We start from the raw sequence: 11,556 nt of genomic DNA, 5'->3' as shown, positions 1-11,556 counted from the left end.
CACCGTACAACCAGATCAATCCAGTCGCCAGAATAATCGGGACGGCGACCAGAGTCGCGATCACGCGGGGAATGGTGTCGAATTTCGCCAGGAGCGATGGTTTGCCCAGCCCTATGCAATACCAAGCCACCGAAAGGCCACCCAACGCAGTTGTCCATGACATCGCAACGGCTTCAAGCCGAAGTTCCGGGACGGCGAGAAATGCAGAGATGAATGACACGACTGGCAACACCAGCAGGCACAGCAGCAACCGTGTTCTGACGCTCTCGCGGTATAGCTCCGCGCGGAAATGAGGGGATTGGTTCTTGGCGATCCCGACGGGCCCCTGCATGTTCCATCCCCAAGCGATCACAGTCGCACCAAAAGTTCCGACAGCCTGGCCAGCCAGAAGGCTCGACCAGCCGGCATCCCCTACCAGGCGCGCAAGGATTGGCAGCAAGAGGAAAGGAGTGACCAAAGACAGCAGCGGCAAACCCGTGAAGCCAAGAAGTCTGAAAAGCACGGTTTTCATAGGCGCCCGGACTCCTCATGCGTCGCAGTTCCGCATTTGTGAATGCAAGGTTTGATGGTGGTTCCTTCGTTGGGCAGAGTGTGTGGGCGGGCGGACGCTTTATTCTCCGCAGGCTGTAATTCGGTAAAGCGTCGCCCTGCCCTGGGAGTCAACCACGCTGACAGCACCGCTGGCCTGTAAATTATCCAGCCCATCGTAGTCAATCGTGCGGCCTTCACCGTTATTGACTTCACGATCGCCGAAATCGAGAACGAAGTCCGCACTAAGCTGCCGCACAGACGAACAGACGGCCGGATCCGAGGCGGCCTTGTTGAGGTTCGCAAAGACGTCCAGGGCCTCATCTGAAACTGCGCCCAGGATGTGCGGCTGGAGGGTCTGCCGGTGTGCAATTGCGTAGACAAGGGAGCTGCCGTTCCAGGGGTTGCCGACAATAACGGAGTCTGCCGGCACTTCGTCCCTGAGCCGCTGCAGGAGGGCCAGCTCGTCGGAGTCCAGGAGATCAGCGTCGGCACTCACAAGGTAATTGCGTGCAGCTGAGGCCTGGGCTGCGGCGACGTTGGCCTGTTGTGTCCCGATTGCCAGGAGAGCGAGTGACACCAACGCCGCGACGAGAACGCCGGCTTGGCCGAATCCGGCAAGGCCCGTCCCCTTGCCCGTCTGCACGGTCCGGCCCGCCGTCGTAAACCTGCGGGCGCAGGCATCCCAGAAGGTAACTGCACCGAGCACGGCCAATGGAAGTATGGCCACAGGCAGGATGGCAGCCAGACGTTCTGGATCGTTGTACCAAACCCCGGTGAGGAACGTCCTGATCCGGCCCTGCTGCCCGGCAACTGCCATAAAGAAGAGCCCGGCAACTGCACCGTAGGCGGCCAGGAGCCAGTAGCGTCTGGTCAGGCCGGCAACTGCCAGTCCAATGAGGGCAAGCACCATGACTACCCAGGACTCCGGGCGTCCAATGCCCGAACTGGTGACGATGTCCCATATCGCATCCAATGCAGGAAGGACCGGTGGCCAGGTGGCGGCAGCCTCAGGAGGACGGACCAGTTTCCACAGTGCCAGGCACGCAGCGGCGCCGGCCACGAGCAGCAAAATTCTCAAGACACCGCTGCGCCCTATGAGCGGCCTTTGGAAATGGCCGGAGCTCCGTAGCCACCACCAGCAGATCGCTGCCGGCGCAAGGAGTGGCAGCACCGTCATCAGCCCACTCGGGTGGGCCAATGCCAGCCCCGGGAGCGTCCCCAGGAAGACAGTTCCCGCCATGGCCGGATGGGCAGCCTCATCGGCCGCAAACCTCAGGATAACGATCCCCAGGGCCACGACCAGGGGAAGGAGGCTCAGCGCGAGGAAGTTCGGGTAGAGCACACCGAAGTCCACCATGAGCAGCGGGAAAGCCCCAAAAGCTGCGGAAAGAACTCCGGCGGACAGAACGGCGGCCGGCCTCTGCCCCACGATGACCCGCGCCAGGTACACACAGCCGGCGGGCCAGACAACCGCGGCAACGCAGACATTGATGACGTTGGCCGCAACAGGAATGGAAACCCCGCTGAGCTGGACCAGAAGGGACACGAGATCATGCCACGCGGCAGGATAGAACCCACCGCCAGTCATGTCCCCTACCGAAAGCGACGATCCGGAGCGTTTTTCCAGAATGAACTGAATGGCATTGAGGTGGAAGACGTTGTCAAACGTCTGCGAAATGGCCTCCGGGTCGCTGATCGCACCGACCATACGGCTACCCAACAGGACGGCGGCGATGACCAATGCAGCGCAGACCGCGACGCCAAAGGGCCGCTGAGTTTCGGGAACCGGTACTTCGACATTCCCGGGCCGGATTCTGCGCGCGGCCCACACGAGGACACCGGCCAGGGCAGTCACCAACACAACCGGCCAAAGAGACCACTCCAACCCCACAAACGGGGAACCGAGAGCGGCTACTGCCACGAGCGAGACGGAGAGGGCCGGAGCCGCAGCGTATAAAGGCAGCCCACGGAATCCGGCGACACAGGCGACGACGGCGCCGGGGGCAAAAAGAAGGGTCAAAGCAGCACAGAACGCCGGCACCTCCGACATCCAGGACATACAAAACCTTACTGTTGACGGCGGTAACTCCAGGCTGTGCCTCGACCGACCGATGCAGACGGGAGGCGCCCTGACCTCAGCCGATTATACGCGACTGGTTCTGCTGCAAGACCTCACGCCCGGACGCCGGGCCAGATCGGTCCAGTGTGCCGCAGGCCTAAAATAACGCTGCGCCAGTCTCGCCGCGTAGGCTAGGCACGTGAAATATCGAGACAAAAATCCTGCGCAGCCCAGAACCGCATCTCAGCTGGGACGGTTCGGGGTAATCGCATGGTCCATCGTCTTGACCGGCTCCGCCTGCTCTGCTCCAGCGGCAATAGACACTAATTACGGACTCAGAGGCAGCCTTGTCGGCGTCGGCAACAGCTCTATGAGTGGCCTGGTCTCTGCCTGGAACGAGGCATGGCGTGGACCCAACCCCGCTGTCTCGGTAGCCTTCTCCCCCGACGGAGGAGCAGTAGGCCTGGATGCCCTGGCGCGCGAGCAGACACATTTCGCCACCACAACGATGCCCGGATCCGTCGAGTTGCCCGCCAGCAGCGGACAGCTGTGCGGCCAAGCGGGTCCGCTGATTCTGCCCGCAGCGCTGCTTCCCGTAGGAGTCGCCTACAATCTTCCCGGGATCCGAAGCGTCAGGCTCAACGCGGCCATCCTCGCCGGCATGTTCGAAAAGAAGATCACGAGATGGAACGATCCACTCATCCTTCAGGAAAACCCGGGGACCACCCTTCCGGATCTGGAGGTTAAACCGTTGCTTTCGGACAAGGATAAGGATGTCACCGAGGCGGTAACCGAGTATCTTTCGCAGGAAGCCGGCGATGAATGGGCTCACGGCATTACCACCGAATGGCCCGATACCGTCGATGTCCAGGACAAAACCAAGCCCTTGGAATTGGACAACACGGTCGGAGGCTTGGCTGTCCTGGACCGCGGGATCATCGGCTCCCGGTATTCGACTGCTTCGCTGCAGTTTGATGGTTCGTACCAATCGTTCTCGCCCGACTCAGTACTTGCTGCCATCGAGGCAGGAGAGACGACACTCCGGGGACCCGGCTCCCTTGAACAGGAATTGGACGGCCAGGCTGGCTACGCTCTGGCGGTTAAGGAATACGTTGTGTTCTGCCGGGAGTATTCGCACGCTCAAACCGCTGGGCTGGTGAGTTCCTGGGGACAGTCAGTATTCAGTGAGACGGGCCAACGCAATGCAAACATCTTTGCCAGCGCCTTGCCCCCCAGCAGGAAAACAACTGAGCAGGCCAAAGAATTGGTCGCCAACATCGCGGAGGGGACGGAATGAGCGGATTGAAGCGTCACGCGGACAATGCAATTCAAGGAAACGGGACGCCCCTCTCGCACCGTCACATGAACGATGCCGTCATCAGGGACCAGTCCAGCAGTCGCAGCGGGCGGAAGCTGTTCTTCCAGCTGCTCGGGCTCTTCTCCCTTGTCATTTCACTCTGGGCCCTGGCCACCCCGCTGATGGCGTTTCCGGATGAGCCCGCGCACACGATCAAAGCAGCAGCAGTGGTCCGCAACCAGATCACTGTTCAAGAGGGAATGTCCTTCGGTCACGGCATCCACGTGAAAGTCCCCGCTTATATAGCGAACCTTGACTCCCAGAGGTGCTACAAATACAGGCCGGACACATCTGCCGGCTGCGCTCCCGCGATCCCGGCAGAGGACACCTACGAGACCATCGGCGTCACCACAGCCGGAACCTATAATCCGGGGTATTACTGGCTTGTGGGCCAACCCAGCCTCTGGCTCAGCGGAGCACCCGCCATTTATGCCATGCGCATCATTAGCGCCGTGCTGACCTCGGTATTCCTGGCGGCCGGATTCACCGCGCTTTCGCGGTTCCTGCGTCCGCAAATACCGGTCCTGCTGGCAAGTGTCAGCATGACGCCCATGGTTCTCTTCCTCGGATCCGGGATCAACCCCAACTCCTTGGAGGTGGCGGCAACGATGGCCGCTTTCTGCGGGTTTATCGTGCTGCTAGATAACGCGCACAGGCCCAAGGCCATCATGCCGGCCATCGTGACGGTGGCGGCAGCGTCAGTAACTTTGGCAAACACCCGGCAGGTGTCATTGATCTGGCTTCTGTGTGTCTTCCTGGTTGGACTCTCTTTCTATCAGCGCCGGTCCATTGTTGCTGCGTTCAGGAACCGGTACGTTCTTGTCGCTGTGGCCGCGACCGTTCCCGGGGTGGTCGCGGGAATCGCGTGGATCCTGCTGATGCTCAATGCCCCGGCGTCAGCGGGCGTTGCACCCCTCGGGATCATCAATCCCATACCGGGTGTCCGCCCGGACCAGGGATTCCTGACGATGCTGGATCGATTCTTCGGTTTCTTCCCACAGTATGTCGGCGTTATGGGGTGGCTCGACAGCCGCCTGCCGGATGAAGTGCAGATGTTCTGGAACTTCCTCATTGTCATCGCACTTCTGTTGCCGCTGACGGTCCGTCCGCTGCGGCGGGCGGCCGGATACTGGCTCGCCCTCGCCATGCTGCTTATCGTCCCGGCGATCCTCCAGGCGCAGGTGGTGACCACCATGGGGTTCATCTGGCAGGGCCGCTACAACCTCCCGCTGTTCATCGTGGTGTTGATTTCAGCCGGGATTGCTGCCGGGCGCCTGAAGATCAGCCAGTCGGACGCAGCGAAAACGGTCGGGCGCATCGTGCTGTTGGCCGCTGTAGCAGCCCATACACTGGCATTTGCCTACATCCTGAGGCGCTACGTGGTGGGTATTCGCGAACTGGCCAACTGGCAAATCATGATAACCAACCCGGGATGGCAGCCTCCCCTTGGCTGGCCCGCCCTGTGCGTGGCCTACGTTGTTCTCATGGCTGTAGCTGCACATTTCCTTTACAGCTTCGCCTTCCCCGGCGCCGTACTTCTGCGGTGGCCACCGCGTTTTGCCGCTGCCACCCGCCGAGGAGCCGGCAAGCCTCAGAGTGAACCGGCACCGAGGGCCACCATCGAGGCCGAATCCCGTCTTTAGGCACACGGGTTCCCTCCAGGCACCGTGACAGGTGGGCGCGGAGACCTGAGCAGTTAAACGAAAGAACGGTCCAAAACATTCACGTCTTGGACCGTCCTTCTTTACTCTATGCGGCTGCGGTTCGGGAGCGGAGCTCGGCTACGACGTCGTGGACTTCCCCGTCCATGATGACCTCGCCATGCTCAAGGAGCACTCCACGCTCACAGACTGTGGACACCAGATCGAGGTCGTGGCTGACCACAAACAGGGTCTTTCCGTGGGCAGACAGCTCCTTGATCTTGGCGATGCACTTTCTCTGGAATGGCTCGTCCCCCACAGCCAAAATCTCGTCGATGAGAAAGACCTCCGGATCCGTGTGTACAGCAATCGAGAACGCCAATCGGAGATACATTCCGGACGAGTAGAACTTCACCTCGGTGTCGATGAATTCACCGATCTCGGAGAATTCCACGATGGAATCGAACATCTCGTCAATCTGCTGCTCAGTCATGCCAAGAATGGCGCCGTTGAGGTAGACGTTGTCGCGTCCACTGAGGTCGTGGTGGAAGCCTGCTCCTACTTCGATGAGGCCGGCGACGCGTCCGCGTGTGCGCACCGTACCGCCGTCGGGCTGTAGAACACCCGAGATCAGCTTCAGCAGCGTGGACTTGCCGGAGCCGTTGAGTCCCAGCAGCGCCACCGTCTCCCCCTGTTTAACCTCCAGGGAGACGTCAGTCAGTGCCATAAACCGCTTGGACAAGTCTCCTTTGCGCCCTTTGATCAACCAGACGAGGGCTTCTTTGAGGGAACGGGTGTGGCGCAGAACAAACTGTTTGCGCACGCCGATACAGCTGATGGCAACGTGGCCGTGCGACGTCATGTCAAAGCTCCTGGGCAAAGTGTACGGAGAGGCGGCGGAACATCAACTGTCCGAGGAAAAGGATGGCGACGGAGATGAGAAGGGACACAGGAAGCCAGAAGCCGAGCAGATCGGGGGGCATGGTGTCGCTGACCATCTGGTCCGCCTTCAGCGTGGGCTCCCAAAACGCCCAGTGGAAGACCTCGACAGCGGTGGTGATCGGGTTCAGTTGGTAGACCCAGTACCAAGGCCCCATGACCCGTTCCACCATGGTCCACACGTAGAGAACCGGAGAGGCCCAGGTGACAACCATCACGATCATGTCCACAATGTTCTCCGAGTCGCGGAAGTACACGTTGACGGCGCCGAACATGAGACCAAGGCCAGTAGCCAGGACCGCCATCATGGCAAAAATCAGGATAGCGGCCAACAGCTGAAGGATGGACGGCGTCCAGCCGACCACCAGGCACGCTGCAATCAGTACGAGGAGCTGCGGCAGGAAGTGGGCGGCAGAGACCCACACAGTAGCCGCGGGAAAAAGCTCACGCGGAAGATAGATCTTCCGGATGAGGTCCCGGTTGTCGACGATGGATCGGGTGGCATTGGACAAGGATTCCGTGAAGAAGTTGACCAGGACGATGCCCGAAAAAAGGTAGATCGCGTAATTGGGCGTCCCGCGCTCAAGATTTAGGAAGATGCCCAGTGCGATGAAGTAGATCAGGAACTGCATCAACGGTTTCACATAGGACCACATCAGCCCGAGAACCGATCCACGGTAGCGGATTTTGATTTCCTTGCGTACAAGCAGCTTCAGCAGGAAACGGTCGCCGTAGATATCCAGCAGCCCGCGGCCCATGCCAGGTTTGATGAGCTGGTCCATCTGTCGGGCCATCTAGCGGCCTTCCTTGGGATCGGCGTCGAACGTCTTTTTCCAGGCAGCGATGGAAGTGATCTCCGGAAGGGCGGCGCGGTACTGCTCCGCCAGTTCGTCCCACTCACGGTACAGACGGAGGTGGAGCGCTGTAGCTTCAGCCAGCATCGACTTCAACTTCCTGGGGTCACGACGGTACCAGGAAGCCCCCGTGCCCTCAGCGTTGGAAACAATAACACTGTCGTAGTGTGCAAGTCTGAACCAGCGGTTGTCCCGGTGTGCCAGGAAGCCCTGCGGACGTTCGGAGCTCTCGGGTGCCGGGGCCTTGACCAGCTGTCGCGAAACGGTCTTGATGCCCCAGGAAACCAGGTCCTTCTTGCGCGGCATGCCGATCGGGGCGCCTCCCATGGGGCCCCGGCCAAGCTTCGGCGCAGGGAAATCGTCGACGTCGTCCCTCAGTTGGGCGTCCGGGTAATCGGACTTGAGCAAATTGATCTCCGGGAGCTTGGTGGCCAAAACCCGGTGGAGATCATCGGGTCCCTTGAAGATGTCCTTGAGCGCCTCGATCCGGCCATGTTCCGTGAAGTACTGCATGGATACAAGGTGCTTGACATCTGCCTGCACGGATTCGCGCAGTACACGGCCGCCCTTGGGATAGGGGCTATGGATAAGAGTGGTCACGAGCCGGTTGCGTTCGTGGAAATACGCCTGCCAGCCGACCATGTCGTCCTTGTCCATCCACGAGACGTGCCAGACCGCTGCTCCGGGAAGGGAAACGGTGGAAAACCCGGCCTCCCTGGCGCGGAGACCATACTCAGCATCGTCCCACTTGATGAACAGAGGCAGCGAAAGCCCAATTTCCTTGATCACGCGCGTCGGGATCATGCACATCCACCAGCCGTTGTAGTCGACGTCAACCCGACGGTGCAGCCACGCAGTCTGCCGAAGGTTGGCGACGCTGAAGTCGTGACGAAGCTCCATGTCGGCATGGGGCTGCGCCGGCACCACGCGGAACGGATCCACGACTTCGCCAAAGGTGTGCAGCACGCTCCGGTTGTACAGGTCGAACATGTGCCCGCCAACGATCGTCGGTTTACGGCACCTGTCGGCAAAGGTGAGCAGCCGAACTATGCTCTCGGGTTCAACCACGATGTCATCATCGAGCAGCAGGACGTAGTCGCTGCCGTTTTCCACTGCCTCGTACATACCGCGGGCAAAGCCGCCGGAACCGCCCAGGTTTTCCTGATTGATGACCCGCAGCTTGCCACCCAGCGACGCGCTGACCTCGGCGAACCCCTCTTGGTCTTCGACCTTCTGCGTGCCTTGGTCCACGATCAGGATTTCTTTGACGTTGGCCAGGGCGTCCAGGTTTCCCGCGAGGATCCTGGCGTTATTGAGGCAGAAATCAGGCTTGTTCATGGTCGTGATTTCCAGTGTTACCTGGCCGCTCTCCCTGGCAGCCTCTGAGGTCTCCCATACTGCACTCTCCAGCACAAGCCCCTCAGAACTGGCGGCGAGATCAAACCAGTACCAGCCGCCGTCGCCAAAGGGTTTAAGCGACAGCTCGAAAAGCGACGTGGTGTCGCCCTCGACATGGTGGCCGTCGACCCGCTGAACAGAGCCCCGGGCGTTGGATTTGTAGACGGTGACAGTGCCTGCACCGCTTGTCCTCACGGCGAGCCGGACGTCACGGACCGACGTCCACCGCCGCCAATAACTGGCCGGAAAGGCGTTGAAGTAGGTGCCAAAGGAAATCAGCTCGCCGGCTCGAACCCGCATGGACTGGCGCGAGAGCAGGTCCTCAAAGTGCGCCTGGCCCCCACCGGAGCTGAACATCTGAAGCTTGTCCTCGGGCAGTTTCGGCGAGCGCGCCAGTTCGTCGTTCTCCCGCAACCGGATTCCGCTGGCGGGACCAGCATCCACGTACAGGGGGATGGTGTCCGTCTGGTCCGGCGAGGGAAGGATCACCCGCTGAAGAGTGCTCCACTCGAACGACTCTTCAGGGCCACTCATGCGTCTACGCCTCCGCTTTCAAGCTTTGCTCCGGCTTCAAAATGCGGCCGGATCTGGTTATCGAACATGGTCAGGGCCGAACCGATGGCCATGTGCATATCAAGGTATTTGTAGGTGCCGAGACGTCCGCCAAACAGGACGTCCTTCTCGGCGGCAGCCAAGTCGCGGTACTTGAGCAGACGCTCCCTGTCCGCGGCCGTGTTGATCGGGTAGTAAGGCTCGTCGCCTTTCTCCGCCGCACGTGAGAATTCGCGCATGATGACGGTCTTTTCCGTCTGGTACCCGCGCTCCGGGTGGAAGTGGCGCGGTTCGATGATGCGGGTATAGGCAACATCGGCGTCGTTGTAGTTGACTACGGAGGTTCCCTGGAAGTCGCCAACGTCGAGCACTTCTTCTTCGAAGTCGATGGTGCGCCAGGAAAGGTCGCCCTCGGCGAAGTCGAAGTAGCGGTCCACAGGTCCGGTGTAAATGACCGGGATGTTGCCGACGACCTTGTTCTTGCTGTACTCATGCGATTCGTCGAAGAAATCGGTGTTCAGCCGGACTTCGATGTTGGGGTGTTCTGCCATCTTTTCGATCCACGCGGTGTACCCGTTGGTCGGCAGGCCCTCATACTTGTCGTTGAAGTAGCGGTTGTCGTAGTTGTAGCGCACCGGGAGCCTGGAGATGATGCCGGCCGGCAGATCCTTGGGATCCGTCTGCCATTGCTTGCCGGTGTAATGCTTGATGAACGCCTCGTAGAGCGGACGGCCGATGAGCTGGATGCCCTTGTCGTTCAGGTTCTGCGGATCTGTCCCGGCCAGTTCGCCGGCCTGCTCCTGAATCAGCTCCTGGGCCTGCCCCGGAGTCAGGTTCGAGCGGAAGAACTGGTTGATCGTGGCCAGGTTGATCGGCAAGGAGTAAACCTCGCCCTTGTGCACGCCGTACACCTTGTGGACGTAGTTGGTGAAGGTGGTAAACCGGTTCACGTAGTCCCACACGCGTTCGTTCGAGGTGTGGAAGAGGTGGGCACCGTAACGGTGGACCTCGATTCCGGTCTGCTCTTCCTTTTCGCTGTACGCGTTCCCACCAATGTGGTGGCGGCGGTCAAGAACGACTACCTTCAAGCCGAGCTCAGTGGCGGCCCGTTCTGCGATTGTCAGGCCGAAAAAGCCAGACCCTACGATGACGAGGTCAGCGGTCACAAAATCTCCTGGTTCGAATGCGGGCAGCACAACGCAGTGCGTTGTCTGCTGTTCCAGCCTACCTGAGACCCTGTCGTGGCCGTCCAATCCCTGAACCCGTTCCCTCTCCCCCGGGCTCCGATCCGTCCGGTGGGACACCGCATCCGCCTTATCCACATAAGGGAACGCATTCCGGACACCCCGCCTGCCGGATGGCTAGCGTGGAGAAAAGCTGACTGTGAGGAACCCAGACCATGTTGTTGCACTGCACGCTTGTCCGGAGCCCCGGCGCAGCTCTGCAGGAACCCCCCGCGGAGTTGACTATCGAGGGCCCGGTCCGGCATTCCGGAATGGAACTGCAGGAACAACTGGCCGCCCGTTTTGGGACCGGGAAGGTATCGGTCGCCGGCCGGTTGATCAGTTCACTCACCCTGGGCCAGCCCCCGCTGGTCAACGGAGCTGTCCTCGTCGACGGCGGCACCGCTGACGGTGGACTCAGGCCCAGGCAGCGCACCTCCGAGCCTCCCGCTTCGCTGGCTCTGGCAGTTAACAGCGGTGCCGGGGCAGGCATCGTTGTGCCCCTTCGGCGGGGAATCTACACCATCGGCCGCAGCGACTGCGAGATCCTGATTCCCGACGCCGATCTGTCGAGGTCGCATGCCCGCCTGGTGGTGACTGAGTCCGCCATTTCGATTGCGGATGTGGACAGTGCGAACGGCATTGAGGTAGACGGCGAGAGGGTGAGACACGCCATCGTGTCGACCGGATCCACCATCCGTTGCGGCAACTCGACCATGTCCTTGGTCTTCCTCGAACAGCCGAACAGCCAATTGGACCGGGCCGGGTTGGGCGTCGACGAGCCGTTGGTCGTCCCGCGGCGTGACGATCCCGCCAACCGCGCGGCCCTGTGGCTCACAGCTGTTCTGCCGCTCGCGATCGGCGTGGGCCTGGCCGTGGTCACGGGTATGTGGTTTTTCCTCGCCTTCACCGCCGTCTCCGTTTTCTCCCTCGTTGTGCCCCTGGTCTCCGGCCGCCGGCAACGCCGCGAGCTTGCTGCTGCCGTCGGGGCCGCCGTGGCCAA

Annotated in this window: 8 protein-coding genes and 1 pseudogene; 3 read left to right on the top strand and 6 right to left on the bottom strand. The window is 60.9% G+C overall.

Annotated elements, in window-relative coordinates; all coding sequences use genetic code 11:
• Together DBR22_RS18840 and DBR22_RS18835 are read right to left on the bottom strand one after the other, a co-directional pair.
• Positions 1-511, bottom strand: a pseudogene (locus DBR22_RS18840) (polysaccharide biosynthesis protein); the annotation flags it as partial.
• 99 nt (positions 512-610) lie between these two features.
• Complete coding sequence (locus tag DBR22_RS18835; protein WP_146187573.1) at positions 611-2,590, bottom strand: DUF6541 family protein; 1,980 nt, start codon at positions 2,588-2,590, stop codon at positions 611-613.
• 199 nt (positions 2,591-2,789) lie between these two features.
• Between DBR22_RS18835 and DBR22_RS18830 the strand changes: the two genes are divergently transcribed.
• Both DBR22_RS18830 and DBR22_RS18825 read left to right on the top strand, forming a co-directional pair.
• Entirely contained in the window at positions 2,790-3,887 is a 1,098-nt protein-coding gene (locus DBR22_RS18830) for a substrate-binding domain-containing protein (protein ID WP_146187572.1), read from the top strand.
• A gap of 65 nt (positions 3,888-3,952) precedes the next feature.
• Positions 3,953-5,590: a DUF2142 domain-containing protein gene (locus DBR22_RS18825; RefSeq protein ID WP_181365244.1), complete on the top strand. Its 1,638-nt coding sequence runs from the start codon at positions 3,953-3,955 to the stop codon at positions 5,588-5,590.
• 106 nt (positions 5,591-5,696) lie between these two features.
• Here DBR22_RS18825 and DBR22_RS18820 read toward each other — a convergent pair whose 3' ends face one another.
• Genes DBR22_RS18820 through glf form a run of 4 tightly spaced genes read right to left on the bottom strand, consistent with a single transcriptional unit; the run spans position 5,697 to position 10,496 of the window.
• Positions 5,697-6,449: an ABC transporter ATP-binding protein gene (locus DBR22_RS18820; RefSeq protein ID WP_108600253.1), complete on the bottom strand. Its 753-nt coding sequence runs from the start codon at positions 6,447-6,449 to the stop codon at positions 5,697-5,699.
• A gap of 1 nt (position 6,450) precedes the next feature.
• On the bottom strand, positions 6,451-7,320 hold the full coding sequence (locus tag DBR22_RS18815; protein ID WP_108600252.1) for an ABC transporter permease: 870 nt from the start codon (positions 7,318-7,320) through the stop codon (positions 6,451-6,453).
• A complete protein-coding gene (locus DBR22_RS18810; protein ID WP_108600251.1) occupies positions 7,321-9,312 on the bottom strand; it encodes a glycosyltransferase in 1,992 nt (663 codons plus the stop codon). It abuts the gene before it with no gap.
• Positions 9,309-10,496 carry a UDP-galactopyranose mutase gene (glf, locus tag DBR22_RS18805; protein ID WP_108600250.1) on the bottom strand — a complete coding sequence of 396 codons (1,188 nt, stop codon included), beginning with the start codon at positions 10,494-10,496 and terminating at the stop codon, positions 9,309-9,311. Before glf ends, DBR22_RS18810 begins: the two co-directional genes overlap by 4 nt.
• Before the next feature lie 296 nt (positions 10,497-10,792).
• Here glf and DBR22_RS18800 point away from each other — a divergent pair.
• Positions 10,793-11,556 (top strand): FHA domain-containing protein (locus DBR22_RS18800; RefSeq protein ID WP_258229303.1); only part of this gene is annotated, 764 nt, incomplete at its 3' end.

It is taken from the genome of Arthrobacter sp. HMWF013 (assembly GCF_003061105.1).
Classification (GTDB): domain Bacteria; phylum Actinomycetota; class Actinomycetes; order Actinomycetales; family Micrococcaceae; genus Arthrobacter.
Note: the sequence above shows the minus strand (reverse complement) of the source record. Positions and strands in the feature narration are given on the sequence as shown.

Coding starts and splice junctions, on each gene's coding strand:
- DBR22_RS18835 (WP_146187573.1), bottom strand. CDS start 2,590: ATGTCCTGGATGTCGGAGGTGCCGGCGTTCTGTGCTGCTTTGACCCTT.
- DBR22_RS18825 (WP_181365244.1), top strand. CDS start 3,953: ATGAACGATGCCGTCATCAGGGACCAGTCCAGCAGTCGCAGCGGGCGG.
- DBR22_RS18820 (WP_108600253.1), bottom strand. CDS start 6,449: ATGACGTCGCACGGCCACGTTGCCATCAGCTGTATCGGCGTGCGCAAA.
- DBR22_RS18815 (WP_108600252.1), bottom strand. CDS start 7,320: ATGGCCCGACAGATGGACCAGCTCATCAAACCTGGCATGGGCCGCGGG.
- DBR22_RS18810 (WP_108600251.1), bottom strand. CDS start 9,312: ATGAGTGGCCCTGAAGAGTCGTTCGAGTGGAGCACTCTTCAGCGGGTG.